This is a genomic window from Flavobacterium sp. DG2-3, from assembly GCF_030730925.1.
GTDB lineage: Bacteria > Bacteroidota > Bacteroidia > Flavobacteriales > Flavobacteriaceae > Flavobacterium.
In genome coordinates, this window is the sequence record NZ_JAVAMB010000001.1 from 84165 (window position 1) to 103804 (window position 19640).

Consider the following 19640-nt stretch of genomic DNA (forward strand, 5'->3'; position numbering starts at 1 on the left):
ACTTAATTCCAAACTGATTCGGGTAATTTTCCGCCACGAATTCACGAATTAATTGCAAAAAAATTCGTGAATTCGTGGCGAAAAAAAAAAACAAAAAAAAATCCCAAACCCCAAGAAAATTGGAATTTGGAATTTTTTATATTGGAATTTAAAAATAATTATCCCACAAGGTTAATTATCTTTCCAGGAACGATAATCACTTTATTTGGAGTTCTACCGTCTAATTGTTTTTGAGTTCTTTCGTCTTTCATAACGATTTCTTCGATTTGTTCTTTGGTTAAATCCAAAGGCAATTCGATTGTGAAACGCATTTTTCCGTTGAAAGAAACTGGGTATTCTTTATTGGTTTCAACCAAATGTTTCTCTTCAAAAATTGGGAACGGAACTTCAGAAATAGAAGTTGTATGTCCTAATTTTGCCCATAATTCTTCAGCGATATGAGGTGCATAAGGCGAAACCAAAATCGCTAAAGGTTCTAAAATTGCTCTTGAATGACAGTTTTGAGAAGACAACTCATTTACACAAATCATAAACTGAGAAACCGAAGTATTGAAAGAGAAATTCTCAATATCATCTGCTACTTTTTTGATCGTTTTATGTAACGATTTTAAGTTATCTTTTGTTGGTTCGTCGTTGTTTACGATTAAACCGTTGTCATCAAAATACAATCTCCATAATTTTTTAAGGAAACCAAAAACTCCTGAAATTCCAGCCGTATTCCAAGGTTTTGCCTGCTCCAACGGACCTAAGAACATTTCGTATAAACGTAATGTATCTGCTCCGTATTCTGCACAAATATCGTCTGGGGTTACTACATTATAGTATGATTTCGACATTTTTTCAACTTCACGGCCAACGATGTATTTTCCGTTTTCGTCAAAAATAAATTCAGCTGAATTGAAATCTTCTCTCCATTTTTTGAATTTTTCAATATCCAATTCATCTGAAGAATTCACAAACTTAACATCCACACGAATTGGCTGTACATTTTGATCTCCGATTTTGTTTTTAGATACAAAAGTATTTGTTCCTTCCAATCTGTAAACATAAGCTGTCGTACCCAAAATCATTCCCTGATTAATCAGTTTTTTGAAAGGCTCTTCAGTTGGAGCATAACCTCTGTCTTTTAAGAATTTGTTCCAGAAACGAGAATACAATAAGTGACCTGTAGCGTGCTCGCTTCCACCAATGTATAAATCTACATTTTCCCAATATTTCAATGCTTCTTTAGAAGCAAATTCATTTTCATTATGCGCGTCCATGTAACGCATCCAATACCAAGAACTTCCCGCCCAACCTGGCATTGTGTTTAATTCTAAAGGAAAAATCGAAACATTGTCAACCAAATCAGTATCAACAACTTTATTTTGTTTCGTGTCCCAAGCCCAAACAGCTGCGTTTCCTAATGGAGGCAAACCGTCTTCAGTTGGCAAGTATTTCTCTACTTCTGGTAAAATAATTGGCAAATGCTGTGCGTCAATCATTTTTGGCAATCCGTTTACATAATAAACTGGAAACGGTTCACCCCAATAACGCTGACGAGAGAAAACCGCATCACGCAATCTATAATTAGTTTTACCAGTTCCCTGACCAATTTCTTCTAATTTTTCGATGGCTTTTTTAGTTCCCTCTTTATAATTTAATCCGTTTAAGAAATCAGAATTTGCGATTTCAACGTTGTCTTTAGATCCGTAAGCTGCTTCAGAAATATCAACATTTGCGAAGATATTTTTAATTTCCTGCATTCCGTTTTGACCTTTAAAGAAATTCGCAAAAGCGTAATCTCTTTCGTCTCCGCAAGGAACCGCCATTACAGCACCAGTTCCATAACCTGCTAAAACATAATCTCCAATCCAAACCGGAATTGGTTCTTTTGTAAAAGGATGTTCTGCATAAGCTCCAGTGAAAACACCAGAAATGGTTTTTACATCGGCCATACGCTCACGCTCTGAACGTTTAGATGTTTTTTCGATATATGCTTCAACTTCTGCTTTTTGTTCTGGAGTTGTAATTTTAGCCACCAAATCATGTTCTGGTGCCAAAGTCATAAAAGTAACTCCGAAAATAGTATCAGGACGAGTGGTAAAAACGTCAATTACTTCATCGTGATTTTTCACTTTAAAAGTAACCATCGCTCCTACTGATTTCCCTATCCAGTTTCTTTGAGATTCTTTAATTGACTCACTCCAATCAATATCATTTAGACCTTCAAGCAAGCGTTCGGCATAAGCAGAAATTCGCATACTCCATTGTGTCATTTTTTTTCTTATAACAGGAAAGCCTCCTCGCTCCGAAACACCGTTTACAATTTCGTCATTTGCCAAAACCGTTCCTAAGCCCGGACACCAGTTTACTTCAGTTTCTGCCAAATAAGTCAATCTGTATTGCAATAAGATTTTTTCTTTTTGTTCTTCAGAATACGAGTTCCATTCGTCAGCAGTAAAAATCGCTACGTTGTCATCGCAAACGGCTTCAACCAAAGCATTTCCTGATTCTTCAAAAACAGTAACCAACTCTGAAATATCAAAAGCCTGTCCTTGTTTTCTGCAATACCAAGAATTAAATAATTGAATAAAAATCCACTGTGTATGTTTGTAATAATCAGGATTTGACGTACGCACTTCACGCGCCCAGTCAAATGAGAATCCGATTTTATCTAATTGTTTTCTGTATCCGGCAATTTGTTTTCCTTCTTTGTCAACTCCACCATCAATATTTACACGAGTTGTATCTTCTGGACGCTGTCCTGTCTGAATCGCATATTGCTCAGCTGGCAATCCGAAACTATCATAACCCATTGGGTGCAAAACATTGAAACCTTGATGCCTTTTGAAACGCGAATACACATCTGATGCAATATACCCCAGCGGATGCCCCACGTGTAATCCTGCTCCTGATGGATAAGGAAACATATCGAGAACGTAATGCTTCGGTTTTTCAGAGTTATTCTTTGCTGCAAAAGTTTGATTTTCTGCCCAATATTTCTGCCATTTGGCTTCTATTTCGTTTGGATTGTATTTCATTTTTTTAAAGATACTAAGGTTCTAAGAGGCAAAGGTTCTGAGTTTCTCTATTTTGCCGCTTAATTTAATCCGCAAATTTACATTTATTGTTGTTTGTTCCAAAGCTATTTCATTGACAAACAAATAAAATAACAAATTACGTATTCATAATTAAGTAAAAATACGTATTATTGCAAGACTCTAGTACTTATTTATTCGGAAATAAATGTCAGAAAATAAGAAATATAATGTGGAAGTTCGTGTTTGGATTGAAGAAGCTGAAGGTGCGTTTCTTGGAATTGGAAAAATCTGGCTTCTGGAAAATATCCGGAAAACGGGATCAATTACCAATGCCGCAAAAGAAATGAAAATGGCGTATCGTCAGGCGTGGCAATTGGTTGAAGAAATGAATCAGCGTGCTGAAAGTCCTTTAGTTGAAAAACTTTTAGGTGGAAAAGGCGGCGGCGGCGCAAAATTGACCGAGGCAGGCGAACGTGCGATTGAAGTATTTTATGAAGTCGAAAAACGTATTAAAGATTTTGCGTTGAAAGAAACACAGAGTTTAAAGTTTTAAAAAATATATTCAGCCTTTAGAAAAATAAATCAGCTTAATCTGTAAAATCTGCGGGAGAAATTTAAACACATAGAAACATAGATTTTTTCTTTCACTGAGATTATAAAAAAATGACTCGTCATTTCACACATAGCTATGTGTTAGAAACTAGTTTCTTTTAATTGCCTTTTCGAATAAAAAAATCTATGTTTCTATGTGTTAAAAAAATCAATCAAATTCAATTTTAAAAAAACCAACCAAAAACCATTTTTCAAATCCATCAGTATTCATTTTAAAACATACTGAAACAAAACAAGATTATGAACCAAAAACTATATCTATTATTTCTTTTTATAAGCCTAAAAAGCTTTTCTCAAACGGAAAACAAAAAAACGCAAGACACTATTAAGGAAGAACTGAATGAAATTGTAATTACAGCGTCGCGACGTTTAGAAAAATTGATGCATTCTCCCACCACCATTGAACAGTTAAAATCGGCGGAAGCCAAAAAAATGGGTTCGCCAAGTATTTATGAAGCTTTAGAAAATGTAAAAGGCGTACAGATTATTACGCCAAGTTTAGGTTTTAAAGTGATCAATACGAGAGGTTTTGCCAATTCAACCAACGTTCGTTTTGCACAATTGGTTGACGGAATCGACAATCAGGCGCCACATTTGGGTGCGCCAATTGCAAACGCTTTGGGCGCAAATGATTTGGATATAGATAAAATCGAAATTATTCCGGGAACGGCTGCCGCTTTGTACGGAATGAATGCGATTAATGGTTTGGCGAATATTCAAACCAAAAATCCTTTTGAACATCAGGGAATTAGCATTCAGCAATTAACAGGCGTGAATCATGTTGGAAATGTGGATCGGTTTTCACCGAAAGTATATTCACAGTTTAATTTGAGATTGGCAAAAGCTTTTAACGAAAAATGGGCTTTCAAAATAAATGCTTCCACAACCGGAGGAACAGATTGGGTTGCAGACGACCGAACCGATTTGGCTCCAAACGCCAATACTTCAACCAATTTATTCGGAGCTGATAATCCCGCTTATGACGAAGTCAACGGTTACGGAAATGAATCGGCAAACCGAAAAACCTTAAATCTGAACGGGAAAAATTATGTCGTTGCCAGAACGGGATATCGCGAAACGGATATTTCAGATTACAATATCAACAATTACAAGGCTGATTTCGGATTATTTTTTCGTCCAAAAAAAGATAACGAACTCGCTTTAACCTATAAAACCGCTTTAATTAATACTATTTATCAGCGTTCGAACCGATTTACATTAGACAATTATACTTTAAATCAATTTGCGGCTGATTATCATACTCCAGTTTTTCAGGTAAAAGCCTATGCTACAACTGAAAATACGGGAAACTCATTCAATTTACGTTCACTTGCCGAAAATATGGATCGCGCTTTTAAGTCAGACGATCAATGGTTTAAGGATTACACAACGGCTTACAACAATGCTATCAATAATGGTTCGGCTGTTGCCGATGCGCATCATATTGCCAGAACAGCTTCTGATCAAGGCCGTTTTGAACCTGGAACGGAAGCTTATGAAGCGAAGAAAAACGAATTAATCAACATCAATAATTGGGATATTGGTGCCGCTTTACGCGTGAAATCGACTTTGGTTCATGGCGAAGGTTTGTTTAATTGGGACAAAGCTTTTTCTAATTTCTTCGAAAAAATCGATGCTAAATTGCTGAGCGGTCTAGATTATAGAAATTACATTATTGTACCCGACGGAAATTATTTTATCAATCCAAAAAATGACGGCGGAAATTTAACGTATCAGAAATTCGGAGGTTTTACGCAGTTAACCAAAGATTTATTCGAAAGCAAATTACGTTTGGGAGCCACTTTAAGAATGGACAAAGCTGATTATTTTGATGCGAAATTTACGCCGCAGTTTACAGCGGTTTATTCCCCAAAACAAAGTTTGAGTTTTAGAGCATCTTATCAAAATGGTTATCGTTTTCCGAGTATTTTTGAAGGATTTTCTAATGTAAATTCGGGCGGTGTAAAACGTGTTGGAGGTTTGAGAATTATGTCTGATGGTATTTTTGAAAATTCCTATACTAAAGCTTCTATTGATAAATTTCAAGCACAAGTAAACAGCGACGTTAATACGCTTGGTTTGACTCAGGCGCAGGCCATTGAAAAAAACAAAAACACGATTCAGAAAAATCCGTACACTTATCTGCAACCTGAATTTGTTAAATCTTTTGAAATTGGTTTTAGAGGAATTGCTTTAAACCAAAGTCTTTTTATTGATGCTGATTTCTATTACAATTCGTATAAAAATTTTATCGCGCAAGTCGAAGCCAGCATTCCCAATACTACCGATCCAAATTTGATTCCGACTGCTTTATATTCAAAAAACACTCAAAACCGTTATCGTTTATGGACGAATTCGAAAAGTAAAATTTACAATTACGGAGGAAGTTTTGGTTTGAGATATCGTATTGATGAAATGTTTACCGCTTTAACCAATTTAACTTACACAAAATTGGACAGAACAGATGACAAAGACGGATTGGAAGACGGTTTCAATACGCCTGAATTTAATGCAAACGGAACGCTGATCGCTCAAAATATCTGGAAAAATCTGGGCGCAAGTGTTACGGCGCGTTATCAGAACAACTTTGATTATGTTTCTTTTTTAGTCAGCGGAACGGTTCCTGCCTATTGGTCAATGGACGCTCAGCTAAATTACAGTTTCAAAAAAGGTATTTCAACAAAATTAGGCGGAACAAATATTCTTAATAAGCCTTACTCTTCAATTCTTGGCGGACCATCAATTGGCGGATTATATTATTTATCATTGGTTTGGGAGACCAAAAAACTTTAAAAATCATATTTATGAAAACAAAAATCTTCGTTTTAATTCCGTTTATCATTCTAACTTTCACGATGTGCAATTCTTCTAAAAAAGAAGAAAAAGTTGTTGTAGAAAAAGTTGTTCCAAAAGAAGAACATCATCACGCACTTTCGGCAGAGGACAGTTTGAAATTGGTCAATCATCAAATTGATGTAAAAGGCGAAGTTGAATTTCCGCTGCAATTAAGTGTCGATTCTCTTCAGAAAATGAAAGTCGTGACGATTGATAATCTTAAGATAACTGGAAAAAATGGTGTTCTTAAAAGGGAAGTCAAAGTTTGTAAAGGTGTTCTCTTAAAAGATATTTTAGAAAAAGCCAAAATCAAACAAACCGATCACAAAGACCGAAACTTCTATATCGTAGCAAGAGCTTCAGACGATTATAAAGCAACATTTTCATGGGCAGAACTTTTTAATAATCCGACCGGAGAAAATGTTTTTGTTCTTTTTGAAGAAAATGGCAAACCAGTTAAAAATGGAGACATGATTTTGATTTCTAAAAATGATATCAGCACCGGACCAAGGCATGTTTATTGGCTAAAAAGTATCGAAGTTTTTAAGGTTCGATAAAGACGTAAAGAGACAGAGAGACAGAGAAACAGAGGGACAAAGAGACAAAAAGACAAAGATTTGAACATAGCCCACGGTTTCAACCGTGGGTACACAACGAATTCACGATACGTTTGATAGAATTCACAATACGTCTCCCACGGTTGAAACCGTGGGCTATGTTTTGAAAAGAACATAAAATTTGCTCGCAAAGACGCAAAGTCGCAAAGATTAATCAAACTTTGCGTCTTTGCGACTTTGCGAGATTTTTTCTTAAGACTTAGAACAAAATCTTTCCGCCCTTTGCGGTTAAAAAAAACTTAAGCGGAAAAAATCTCAATCTGTTATTGTATATTTATGCTAATAAAGTCAAAACTTTGAACGTTATTAACCTAAATAAAAAAATTGTTTACTATTTTTACCACATAATTTAAGCAGACTATGAGTTCTAACTTTGATAAATTTCAAAAGCGCAGGTTAATTTCCTCTTATTTTTCGGTAGTATTAAGTGTATTCTTGGTTTTATTCCTTTTGGGAGTACTGGGATTATTCATTATTAATTCTAAACAGCTAGCTGACGATTTTAAAGAAAAAATCGCCATGACAGTTTTCTTTAAAAATGAAGCAAACGACAGTATCATCAAAGCTTTTAATACTGAACTTAAAAGGGCGCCTTTTGCGAAATCTTTTGTTTATGTAACCAAAGAAAAAGCAGCAAAAGAACACACTGACATTATTGGAGAGGATTTCTTAACCTTTTTGGGAGAAAACCCATTATTGAATTCATACGATATTCACTTAAAAGCAGATTATGTAGAGAGAGACAGCATCGCCAAAATCGAAAGCCGTCTTCGTCAAAACACTATGATTTCAGACATTGTTTATGACAAACAATTGGTAAATCTTGTCAATGATAACATCAGAAAAGTAAGTATGTGGATTTTGATTATCAGTGGTTTCTTGACTGTAATCGCCGTTTTATTAATCAACAGTTCACTTCGTTTATCTATACATTCTAACCGTTTTATTATTAAAACCATGCAGATGGTTGGAGCAACAAAAGCATTTATTCGTAAACCGTTTGTAATGCGAAGCGTAAAACTTGGAATGCTGGGCGCAGGTCTTGCTATTATTGCTTTAATCGCACTTTTAATTTATGTAGACACTAATTTCCCAGGTTTAGGAATTCTAGAAGACAAAGCTTTAACTGGTTTGGTTCTAGTTGCGGTTTTCGGATTAGGAGTTTTAATTACTTGGGTAAGCACGCATTTTGCAACACAACGTTTCTTAAATTTAAGAACTGACGATCTTTATTAATTTTAGATTTCTGATTTTAGATTTTAGATTGCCCTTCGACTCCGCTCAGGGTTACAATTAAAAAAATGCCCTTCGGCTACGCTTCAGGGTTTACAAAATATATAAAAATGAAAAACAACAATAACGCAGAACAGCAGCCAAAACAAGAATTTCTTTTTGACAGCATTAATTATAAAATCTTATTAATCGGAATTGCGGTTATAGCACTTGGATTTATCTTAATGTCTGGTGGAGGAAGTACAGATCCAAATGTTTTTAATGAGGATATTTTCAGCTTTAGACGTATTCGTTTAGCGCCAACAACTGTTTTAATCGGTTTCGGAATCACGATTTATTCTATATTCAAAAAATCAAAATAAATCAGTTTTAAGATTTTAATTGAAAACTTGAGCGTAGCGAAAGAACAATCTAAAATCCAAAATCTAAAATCTAAAATTTTAAATGAACACATTACAAGCTATTGTTCTTGCCATTATTGAAGGAATTACAGAGTTTTTGCCTGTTTCTTCAACAGGTCACATGATTATTGCGTCTTCTTTTTTCGGAATTGCGCATGACGATTTTACTAAACTTTTTACCATTGTAATTCAGCTTGGCGCGATACTTTCGGTTGTGATTTTATACTTCAAACGTTTCTTTCAAACTTTTGATTTCTATTTTAAACTTTTAGTTGCTTTTATACCAGCCGTTGTTTTAGGATTATTATTAAGCGATTTTATTGATGGCTTATTAGAAAACCCAGTAACCGTGGCAATTTCACTTTTAATTGGAGGTGTAATTTTATTAAAAGTAGACGAATGGTTTAACAAACCAAACGATCCAGAAGTTTCTACCGAAATTACTTATGCCAAAGCTTTTAAAATTGGATTATTTCAATGTCTTGCTATGATTCCTGGAGTTTCTCGAAGCGGTGCAAGTATTGTTGGAGGTATGGCACAAAAGCTAACCAGAACTTCTGCTGCAGAATTTTCATTTTTCTTAGCTGTTCCAACTATGTTGGGCGCAACTGCAAAAAAATGTTACGATTATTATAAAGCTGGATTTGAACTTTCGCACGATCAGGTAAACATGCTGGTTATCGGAAACATTGTTGCTTTTGCTGTAGCGCTTTTAGCTATCAAAACTTTTATCGGCTTTTTGACTAAAAACGGTTTTAAAGTTTTTGGTTATTACCGAATTATCGCTGGAATCATTTTATTATTGATTCACTTTTTCATTCATCCGCTTACCATCATATAATGACACCCGAAGAATATTTAGAAGGCCAGGTTTTATTGATTGACAAACCTTTAAAATGGAGTTCATTTCAGGCTGTCAATAAATTAAAATACCTTTTGATCAATAAAGTTGGGCTTCCAAAAAAATTCAAAATTGGCCACGCCGGAACTTTAGATCCTTTGGCTACAGGTTTGTTATTGATCTGTACCGGAAAATTCACCAAAAGAATTTCAGAACTTCAAGGTCAGGCAAAAGAATATACGGGAACTTTTTACATTGGAGCCACTACTCCATCATACGATTTAGAAACCGAAATCGATCAGACTTTCCCAACAGCACATATTGACGAAGCGCTGATTCATGAAACCGTAAAACAATTTTTGGGCGAAATCGACCAGAAACCGCCTATTTTTTCGGCTATCAAAAAAGATGGCGTTCGTTTGTACGAGCATGCACGCGCAGGAGAATCTATCGAAATTGAAAGCAGAAAAACTACGATTCACGAATTTGAAATTACGAGAATTGCATTGCCAGAAGTAGATTTTAGAGTGGTTTGTTCTAAAGGAACTTACATTCGCTCTCTAGCTTACGATTTTGGAAAAGCAATGAATTCTGGTTCGCATTTAACCGTTTTGCGCCGAACAAAAATTGGCGATTACGATGTAAAAAATGCGATCGATATTACTTTGTTTGAAGAAAGCTTTAAGTAATAAATAAAAAAGCACATTACATTTATTTGAAAAGTAATGTGCCAAGCTCCTAAAATAAGTATTATTACTTCATACTTATCTCATTTAATAGTGAGGCACATTCTTCCCTCCAAATAAAAATGTAGAAAAGAAATCATAAAATCTTTCGAATAACTTTTTCATAATAGTGTATTTTTTTAATAGTTAATAGATAAAAATTAAATAACACCAATAAAAAGAGTAAATCTGAAAGTTATAATAGATGTGGGATTAGTTTTACTAAGTTACAAAATTTCTTATAAATTAAAAATAGTTTAAGACAATTTTATTAACCAAATATTCTGCTTATCAACACATTAACCTCTTAAAGCCTATTATATTTGATATTCTCCATAATTTCGACCAATTCTTCTTGAACCGAAATTCCTTTATCTGCTAAGTACCATAATTGTAGATCTGTCTTTATTTTTTCGTCTATAGGGCCAACCTCTCTTTTGTGTTTTGCCATTAATTCGGCTGCACCTTTGGGTCTTGGTCCCCAATCGGCACGCACAATTCCCGCTTCTTTGCAAATAATAATTACTTTCGGAATTGCTCTTCCGCCATTCGTTAAATAATGGCTCATTAAATCCTCGTTTTCATCGCGCAAAGCAATTCTCAAATCGATTTTTTTATTAGAAGCCAAAGCCATTTTATTTAAAATTGGAAGTATCTGCGCTGCATCTCCACACCAGCCTTCTGAAAGTACCAGCCAAATATAATGATTATCTAAGTGTTGAAGTTTATCTGCTATAGCTTCTGAAATAGTGATCGTTTTCTCGAGCCTATTCATTCGGGCTTCATTCAATTTGGAATAATTGGTAAGACTTTCCGATTGCTCGTTTCCCGTCGATTTTCCTTCAGTCAGCAAATCGGTTACTATTTTTCTGTATTCAGCATAAGAATGACTATTGAATAATGCTTTGGCTACGATGCTTTTCATATTATTTTATTTTTTAGGATACAATAAAAATACAAATTTTCGAAACACCGAGAAATGACATTTGTCACATTTAAAATGAAACAACTGTAAAGCCGTTTTAAATCTAAAATTGAGGTACTAATTAATTTTTTGCAAACATTATTTTTAAAAATCAGAATATGTCTATATTTGCACAAATTAACGCAACACACACATGAAATATAAAAGAATTCTTCTAAAACTTAGCGGCGAGGCCTTAATGGGTGATTTACAATACGGTATAGACCCAAAAAGATTAGGCGAATATGCAGATGAAATCAAGCAGATTCACGACAAAGGAGTAGAAATTGCTATTGTTATTGGAGGAGGAAATATTTTTAGAGGCGTTGCCGGTGCAAGCTCAGGAATGGACAGAGTGCAAGGAGATTACATGGGAATGCTTGCAACTGTTATTAACGGAATGGCTTTGCAAGGCGCTCTTGAAGATAAAGGAATGAAAACACGTTTGCAAACAGCTTTGAAAATGGAATCTATTGCAGAACCATACATTAAAAGAAGAGCAGATCGCCACCTTGAAAAAGGCAGAATTGTAATTTTTGGTGCTGGAACTGGAAATCCATATTTTACAACTGATACTGCTGCCGTTTTAAGAGGTATCGAAATCAATGCTGATGTTATCCTAAAAGGAACTCGCGTTGATGGTGTGTACGATTCTGATCCAGAAAAAAATGCTTCTGCAGTGAAATTTGACTATATCACTTTTGATGATGTTCTTAAAAAAGGATTAAATGTGATGGACACTACTGCATTTACTTTGAGCCAGGAAAACAAATTGCCAATTGTTGTTTTTGATATGAATAAAATCGGAAACCTTTTGAAAATCTGCGAAGGCCAAAACATCGGAACTGTAGTAAATATCTAGGTTGCTTAGATTATTAGAATTTTAGACAAGTTAGAACTTTCTGATTTTCTATAATTATTAAAAAGCAATCTTAAAAATTAAATTATATTAGTTAGTAAATTTTAGATGCATTTATTTTAAATCTAAAATCATACATCTAAAATCTAAAATTTAAAAAAATGACTGAAGAAATAGACTTTATTTTAGAAAGTACTGAGGAATCTATGAACGGTACTATTGCACACTTAGAGAAAGAATTTCTTAATATTCGTGCAGGAAAAGCTTCTCCGGCTATGCTTGGAGGTGTTTTTGTTGATTATTACGGATCTGCAACACCGCTTTCTCAAGTATCTAAAATTAGCGTTCCAGATGCGAGAACAATTACATTACAGCCATTTGAAAAAAATATGCTGTCTGTTATTGAAAAAGCTATTTTGATTGCTAACATTGGTTTTAACCCAATGAATAACGGAGACGTTATCATCATCAGCGTACCGCCTTTGACAGAAGAGCGCCGTCGTGATTTGGCAAAACAAGCAAAATCTGAAGCTGAAGATGCTAAAATTGGTATTCGTAACTCTCGTAAAGATGCTAATACTGATATTAAAAAATTAGAAAAAGAAGGAACTTCTGAAGATATCTGCAAATCTGCAGAAGAAGAAGTTCAAAACTTGACAAACGCTTACATTAAAAAAATTGATGAATTATTGGCTTTAAAAGAAGCTGAAATCATGAAAGTGTAATTAGTTTTGCGATAAAATAGAAAATCCGTCTGGTGAATTGCATCAGACGGATTTTTTTATTGTTATTTTTGCATACGAAAATTAAATTCTTTTCGTTTTTGAAACTATATCATTCTGTATGAAGCTATTTTGTTTTTTGACTTTGTTTTTTACGCTTACCCTTCAGGCGCAAATTCAAATAAACGGAATCGTAACCGATTCAAACAACAAACCTCTTCCGTTTGCTACCATTACCACCTCAGAAAACAATAACACTATTACAGATGTTGACGGAAAATTTATTTTCAAAATTAGCAATTCAGCCACATCGCTTACGGTTTCTTATATTGGTTTTAAAACCAAAACGATTGCCCTAATCAGCAGCAAAACCTTTTACTCTATATCGCTTTTACAGCAAACCGATGACTTAAAAGAAGTTGTGGTTTCTAATGAAAATCCCGCCTTAACGATAATAAAGAAAGTTATTGCTAGTAAATCGACAAACGATCCGCAGAAAAAACTAAATAACTTTGAATACAAAACCTATAATAAACTTATTGTAACTGCAAACCCTGATTCTATTGACGGACGTATTGACACTTCGGCGGCGTACAAAGATTTCGACAAAAAAATCGTTAACATCGATTCTTCCGATTATAAGTTTAAAGAAATTGTCAGCAAACAGCATTTGTTTCAAACGGAAAAAGTTTCTCAATATCAGTTTGGGAATAACAAATTGAAAGAAACTGTTTTAGGAACAAAAATAGCTGGTTTCAAACAGCCTATTTACGAAGTTTTGGCTTTCAACCTTCAATCTATCTCGATTTACGATTCTAACTACGAATTGTTCGAAACCAAATACGAAAATCCGATTTCGAGAAATGCGCCTTCTAATTACAATTATAAATTGTTAGATACTGTCAGTATAAAAGGCCGCGATACGTATATGATTTATTTCAAAAACAAATCTAGACATAGAGTTTCTGGGCTAGAAGGCGTTTTATATATTGACAAAGAAAATTTTGCTGTCGCGAAAGCCGTAATGCGAATTAAAGGCGTTTTGGATATCAGCGGTGTTCATGAATTTGAATATATTCCGAAAGAAAAAATTTGGTTTCAGAGCAATACCACTTTTAAAATCGTAAAAGGAAAAAATGATGATGATATTAGAATATTAGGCGGCACCATTCAGTTTGACGGGGATATTGAAGAGAGTTCCGAACCAAGAAAAAAAGTGGCTTCAGATTTTACCTATCTGCTTTCAGAAAGCAATAGTTTTGATATTCGTGTAAACAACAATAATCCGATAAAAAATCCTTCCCTTTATATCGAAATCAATGACGATGCGGCCAAAAAACCAGAAAGTTTCTGGGAAGCCTATCGAAAGGAAAATTTGGATTTAAAAAGCCAGAAAACGTATTTACTCTTAGACAGTCTTTCTATTCGAAACAGGATTGAAAAACGTTTAGGAATTGGCCGAAAAATCATTAATGGCTTCTACCCGATTGGCCCGATTGATTTGGATTTAAAGAAAATTATCAGCTACAACAATTACGAAGGTTTCAGACTTGGTTTGGGCGGTATTACAAACGACCGTTTTTCAAAAAATTTCCGTCTTGAAAGTTACACGGCTTACGGAACAAAAGACGGTGTTTTTAAATACAGTGCGGGTGGCGGGGTTTTGCTAGACAAACATACCAATACTTGGTTTAATGCCTATTATGCAGATGATGTCCGCGAAATCGCAAGTACTGTATTTGCGGTAGATAAACGTGTATTTAAAATCTACGATCCGCGCCCGATAAACATTAGTACTTTTTACGAATATACGGGATGGCGTGCCAATGTGCAGACTAAATTTATTCCGAAAACGGAAGCTGTTTTGGAGGTTTCGAGAAATTTGATCGAACCAAAATTTGATTATCTTTTTAATCTCAACGGAAAGTTGTATTCGAGTTATATTATGACCACAGCAATGCTTTCTGTTGTCTGGGCGCCTTTCAGCAATTATATGCAGACTCCGACAGGAAGAAATGAAAGCGATAAAAGATTTCCGAGATTTACTTTTCAATACACGCAATCTCTTCCGAGCGTTTTCGATAATGATTTTACTTTTAGCAAAATAGATTTTAAGGCCGAATACGAAAAACAGTATTTGAACCGCCAGAAAACAAGCTTGCTTTTACAGGCAGGTTATGCAATGGGCGATGTTCCGATTACGCATTTGTACAATACCTCTCCAAACAACTTGACTAAAGAAACCGTTATACAGCGTATCACTTTTGCAGGTAGAAATGCTTTTGAAACGATGTATTTTAACGAATTCTTCTCGAGCCAATATCTGATGTTTCAAATCAAACATGGTTTTGACCGAATCAGAATCATGAAAAAGGTTCGCCCTTCGTTAGTCTTGGTAACGAGAATGGCTTGGGGAAGCATGGAAAATCCAGAACAGCATGTGGGTCCAACTTACAAAACACTTGATCGAGGCTTTTTTGAATCGGGAATTGAATTGAACAGAATCTTTAAAGGTTTTGGTTTAGGAGGCTTCTATAGATATGGCCCAAATCAGTTATTACGATTTGAAGATAATATTGCGGTTAAGATTTCTTATGTACTTGATCTTGGATTGTAAATAGTTTTAAATTCCAATCTTTTTAAATTCCAAATTCCAATTGTATTATTATAAAACTTTATCCAAATAACTTTATGGTTACTTTGCGTTAGACGCACTGCGGTGCGCCTCTACAATTCACAATACTTAAAAATCTTCGTGCATCTTTGTGGAAATTCTTTGCGAATCTCTGTGGCAGAAAACAAAAATCCCAAACCCCAACAAAAATTGGAATTTGGAATTTTAAAATATTGGAATTTTCTAAAGTACTATGGTTTAAAAATCAAAACCGATGGCGAATTATTCAGCCAAATGCTTTGAGATTCTATTAGCTTTTTCCAGCTTTCCAGACTGATAATCATTAAATCCTGACTTTCTAAAAATTCTTTCTTCAGCGTTCTATCATTCATAATCATAATATGATTTGGTGCAATCTGCTCGATAGAACGAATGGTTTCCTGAATTTCTCTTGTGTTTTTCACTTCTCCGCCAGCGTCTAAAACCGTAATCTGAGAACCGTTATTATTGATTAGCTTTTTAGCATATTCAATTAAAAAAGCATCTTCTTTACTAAAAACAGGCATCAAAACGCGATTGACGTCTTCTAAGTTTTTATCGATAAAAATTCCGACCGGCATTCTAGATTTTGTAATAATGTGACGTGTTCTTTCATCGAAAGGAGAATTTTCAAACAAACCTTCTTTTCCTGTAAACTTATCAATCAAACGATCTGGATTTACCATTCTGGTCGTAAAACCAAGTATTTTTCCGAGTAAAGTTCCGTCAAAAATAGACTGACCTAAACCAACCAATAACAAATCATATTCGCCATGATTTGCCGTATCAATTATATCAGAATCAATATCATTAGAAACTTTAAACAAACTCAACATATCCTGATTCAGCGCATGCGATTCTTCAATAACCGGAACCAGCATTTTGCGCTCATATTCTTTTACATCAAAAGAGTGCACTTCTGTACTTAATGAAATATGCATCGCTGTTACGATTGAATTGTCTGCTTGTTTTTTCACCAAACTGTTGGCAATCTTGAGCAGTTTTTTCCCTTTTTCTGGAGTTGCAAACGAAAGAAGGATTTTAAATTTACTTTTGCTTCCTATTTCCTGAGGAACAGCCGTGACCTTATCTTTAAAAATAAATCCGATGAAATCTAATGCTGGTCCCGTCATAAAAGTAGTGATCAATGCCATAATAACCATCATCGTAAAGATTTCTGTAGACAATACGCCAAGATCATAACCGATATTTAAAACCACCAGTTCCATTAAACCTCTCGTGTTCATCAAGGCACCAATGGCCAAACTGTCTTTCCAGTTCTGCCCCATAAATTTGGCCGCAAAGGCGCTTCCGAAAAATTTACCTACAACGGCAACCAGAATGATCAAACCTGTAATTTTCCATAATTCAGGATCATTCAGCAATCCGATTTGTGTACGCAAACCAGTAAACACGAAGAATAGTGGCAATAGAACAATAATGGCAACGTCTTCAACCTTTTCAATAAATATATTTCTGAATTTATTGTTTTCAGGCATGATTACTCCCGCTAAAAAAGCTCCAAATAAAGCATGAATTCCAATTAATTCAGAAGCATAGGAAGAAATTAAAAGTGTGATAAAGAAAATCGCAACAACTGGTTTATTCAAGCTTTCGCGAGTTGCATTCAAATCTCCTACCCTTTTCAAGAACGGACGAACGATTTTTAGCATAATAATAACATACAAAATCGCCATTCCGATAACATAAAGCGAACTCGAAAGCGAGCCTGCTTTTACAATAGCAATAACAACCGCCAAAATACACCACGCTGTAATATCATCTGCAGCGGCACAAGTAATGGCAATCGTTCCTAATTTTGTTTTCTGCATACCGCGTTCTTGCACAATTCGAGCTAAAACGGGGAAAGCGGTAATACTCATGGCAATACCCATAAACAATCCAAAAGAAGAAAACTCCACTCCTTCTGGCGCAAAAGTCTCGTATATAAAATAGGCCAATGACAAACCTAAAGCAAACGGAATTACGATACTGGCATGGCTAATAACAACAGCATCATGCGCTTTATTTTTTAGGACTTTCAAGTCCAATTCCATTCCGATCACAAACATGAAAAGAATTAAACCGATCTGGCTTAAAAACTGTAAGTTTCCTAAAGATGCTGCTGGGAATAAAGCTGCAGAAAACTCTGGAAAATACATTCCGACTAAAGATGGCCCTAACACAATTCCGGCAATCATCTCTCCGATTACCGACGGTTGTCCTATTTTTCTAAAAATCCATCCAAACAGACGAGCGACCAAAATAATGGTTACGATCTGCGCTAGTAAAATAGCTAGTGGATGCTGCAGATTTTCGACCATCGAATGAAGAAAGTCTTTCCAATGATTGCTTTCAACACTTTTCTTTACAATATTACGGCCCACTTCTAATGAGGCGCCTTTAGAAATTACCCAATATATTAGCGCTGTAAAACCACCAATAATTGTAACATAGAATATAGAGTTCTTAATGTTATTCATAACTCGTTCTTTAGATTTATTTGCGCAAATATCAGAACTGAGTTTTACGTGAAAAAGCAAATTTCCAGCTAATTTTCAATGTATGTAACAAGTCGGAAAAACTTTGTAATAAGTTATAATTTTACCTTTTTCAAAAAATCAGAACGATAGGTTTCACTTAAAATTAAGGCTGTATTTTTATTGTTTTCGTCCAAATGATGCAAGACAATTTCGTTATGGTTAAAGAATTTTATCGCTTTTACAGCTACGATTTCCTTTTTATTAATTCGGCAGAAATCGGCATCTGGCAATTCTTTTAAAAGCGTGTCGAATTTTACATTTTTCAAATTCAAAAAACTTCCGTCAGTAAGAAGCACCGTTTTGTCTCGACTGTCGCTTAATGCAGTTGTAATGTACTGGATTTTATTAAAATACAGCAGCGTCTTCCCTTTGTCAGTATTGAGCTGAATGAATTTTTTATCTGAATTTGATTTTTCAAAACGTTCAAGAGCCTTTGAAATCGCTTTTTCTAAACGCTCCAATTTTACAGGTTTTGTAATGTAATCTACCGCATCTATGTTAAACGCTTCGGCCGCATATTCTTTGTACGCTGTGCAGAAAATGACTAATTTATCCTGCAGCTTTTCAGCCAGATGCAATCCGTCGATTCCTGGCATTTCGATGTCTGAGATTAGCAGATCGAAATCCAGATCCGAAATATCAGACAAAAGTTTCTCAGGATTATTAAATGTTTTTACGATTTCCAGTTCAGGAATCTGTTCGCAAAGCATTTTTAGGTATGTTAATCCCGGAAGTTCATCGTCCAGAAGCAAGCATTTCAGTTTTGTATTCAAGTAAATCAATTTTTAGATGAGCAATATAAACGTCGTTTTCTATAAACTTATCGAGTTTGAAATTGTTTTTGTAAATAATGCGAAGACGATGTTCTAGTGTGGCATGGCCAAAACCGCTTCGTTCTTTTTTCAGCACTTTTTTATCAGAGATTTTATTCGAAACCGTCATAAAAAAAGCATTGTCTTTAAACTCAAAAACTACCGTAATAAAAGCATCGGGACTTTGAAGATCGGCATGTTTAAAAGCATTTTCAATTAAATCGATCGAAATTAAAGGTGCCAGCAAAGGCTGATCGTACAATTTATCTTCTTGGTTAATATTGGTTTTGACTTTGAGCTCAAAAAGCGGACTGATTTTAATTTTATTGATTTCGATTAAATTCAGAGCAAAATCTATTTCTTCTTTGGCTGTTACAAATTTCTTTTTGCTTTCATACAAAATATAATCCAACACATTAGCCAATTTGTCCAATGCAAAGTAAGTTTGGTAAGCATGCGACTGAATCGAATTTAAAATATTTTTAAACAAATGCGGATTTAGTTTTGATTCTAAATTCTCCAATTGCAAATCGTTAACTTTTGATTCTAAAGCATAGAAACTTTTCTCGGCATCTTCTTTGGCTTTTTTGGTTTGCATTAATTGATAAACCATAAAACAAATAATGATGATGAGAAGCAGAAGAATTGCCAGAAAAATAAAAGTTGTTGTATTGTTTTGCTGCATCGCTGTTAATCTATTTTTAAGTACAAATTACAATAACCGATTTTTTTTATTGCAAAATTAATTGCAAATATGGCAAAAGCAGACGACTAAAAAGCAAAAAGCAAGTAAATTATCC

15 protein-coding genes are annotated in these 19640 nt (G+C 34.7%); 10 read left to right on the forward strand and 5 right to left on the reverse strand.

Annotated elements, in window-relative coordinates; translation table 11 throughout:
• Positions 1-158 precede the first annotated feature (158 nt).
• Positions 159-3023: a leucine--tRNA ligase gene (gene leuS / locus Q9Q97_RS00375; RefSeq protein WP_306153299.1), complete on the reverse strand. Its 2865-nt coding sequence runs from the start codon at positions 3021-3023 to the stop codon at positions 159-161.
• A gap of 205 nt (positions 3024-3228) precedes the next feature.
• On the opposite strand from leuS, the gene Q9Q97_RS00380 reads away from it, so the two are divergent.
• The 7 genes from Q9Q97_RS00380 to truB all read left to right on the forward strand — a co-directional run bounded on the left by Q9Q97_RS00380 (position 3229) and on the right by truB (position 10251).
• Positions 3229-3576, forward strand: a complete 348-nt coding sequence (locus tag Q9Q97_RS00380) for a winged helix-turn-helix domain-containing protein (protein WP_306153302.1) — start codon at positions 3229-3231, stop codon at positions 3574-3576.
• 299 nt (positions 3577-3875) lie between these two features.
• Positions 3876-6428, forward strand: a complete 2553-nt coding sequence (locus Q9Q97_RS00385) for a TonB-dependent receptor (protein WP_306153303.1) — start codon at positions 3876-3878, stop codon at positions 6426-6428.
• Positions 6429-6439: 11 nt separating this feature from the next.
• Positions 6440-7027: a molybdopterin-dependent oxidoreductase gene (locus Q9Q97_RS00390; protein ID WP_306153305.1), complete on the forward strand. Its 588-nt coding sequence runs from the start codon at positions 6440-6442 to the stop codon at positions 7025-7027.
• 420 nt (positions 7028-7447) lie between these two features.
• Positions 7448-8323, forward strand: a complete 876-nt coding sequence (locus tag Q9Q97_RS00395) for an ABC transporter permease (RefSeq protein WP_306153307.1) — start codon at positions 7448-7450, stop codon at positions 8321-8323.
• A 107-nt stretch (positions 8324-8430) separates the two neighbouring features.
• A complete protein-coding gene (locus tag Q9Q97_RS00400) occupies positions 8431-8682 on the forward strand; it encodes a DUF3098 domain-containing protein (RefSeq protein ID WP_306153309.1) in 252 nt (83 codons plus the stop codon).
• A gap of 82 nt (positions 8683-8764) precedes the next feature.
• Complete coding sequence (locus Q9Q97_RS00405; protein WP_306153311.1) at positions 8765-9562, forward strand: undecaprenyl-diphosphate phosphatase; 798 nt, start codon at positions 8765-8767, stop codon at positions 9560-9562.
• Positions 9562-10251 carry a tRNA pseudouridine(55) synthase TruB gene (truB, locus tag Q9Q97_RS00410; RefSeq protein WP_306153313.1) on the forward strand — a complete coding sequence of 230 codons (690 nt, stop codon included), beginning with the start codon at positions 9562-9564 and terminating at the stop codon, positions 10249-10251. The genes Q9Q97_RS00405 and truB overlap by 1 nt, the downstream gene beginning before the upstream one ends.
• A 343-nt stretch (positions 10252-10594) precedes the next feature.
• On the opposite strand, the gene Q9Q97_RS00415 is transcribed toward truB, so the two are convergent.
• Positions 10595-11212, reverse strand: a complete 618-nt coding sequence (locus Q9Q97_RS00415; protein WP_306153315.1) for a thioredoxin family protein — start codon at positions 11210-11212, stop codon at positions 10595-10597.
• A 193-nt stretch (positions 11213-11405) separates the two neighbouring features.
• On the opposite strand from Q9Q97_RS00415, the gene pyrH reads away from it, so the two are divergent.
• The 3 genes from pyrH to Q9Q97_RS00430 all read left to right on the forward strand — a co-directional run bounded on the left by pyrH (position 11406) and on the right by Q9Q97_RS00430 (position 15449).
• Complete coding sequence (pyrH, locus tag Q9Q97_RS00420) at positions 11406-12113, forward strand: UMP kinase (RefSeq protein WP_306153317.1); 708 nt, start codon at positions 11406-11408, stop codon at positions 12111-12113.
• Between the two features lie 158 nt (positions 12114-12271).
• Positions 12272-12835, forward strand: a complete 564-nt coding sequence (frr, locus tag Q9Q97_RS00425) for a ribosome recycling factor (RefSeq protein WP_125717836.1) — start codon at positions 12272-12274, stop codon at positions 12833-12835.
• 118 nt (positions 12836-12953) lie between these two features.
• Positions 12954-15449, forward strand: coding sequence for a DUF5686 family protein (locus Q9Q97_RS00430; protein WP_306153319.1), 2496 nt, complete (start codon positions 12954-12956; stop codon positions 15447-15449).
• A 248-nt stretch (positions 15450-15697) separates the two neighbouring features.
• On the opposite strand, the gene Q9Q97_RS00435 is transcribed toward Q9Q97_RS00430, so the two are convergent.
• From Q9Q97_RS00435 to Q9Q97_RS00445, 3 genes are all read right to left on the reverse strand, one after another.
• Positions 15698-17968, reverse strand: a complete 2271-nt coding sequence (locus Q9Q97_RS00435; protein WP_306153322.1) for a cation:proton antiporter — start codon at positions 17966-17968, stop codon at positions 15698-15700.
• 113 nt (positions 17969-18081) lie between these two features.
• Positions 18082-18801, reverse strand: a complete 720-nt coding sequence (locus Q9Q97_RS00440) for a LytTR family DNA-binding domain-containing protein (RefSeq protein WP_306153324.1) — start codon at positions 18799-18801, stop codon at positions 18082-18084.
• Positions 18764-19525 (reverse strand): sensor histidine kinase, encoded by a 762-nt coding sequence (locus tag Q9Q97_RS00445; protein ID WP_306153326.1) that lies wholly within the window; start codon positions 19523-19525, stop codon positions 18764-18766. The genes Q9Q97_RS00440 and Q9Q97_RS00445 overlap by 38 nt, the downstream gene beginning before the upstream one ends.
• Positions 19526-19640 lie beyond the last annotated feature (115 nt).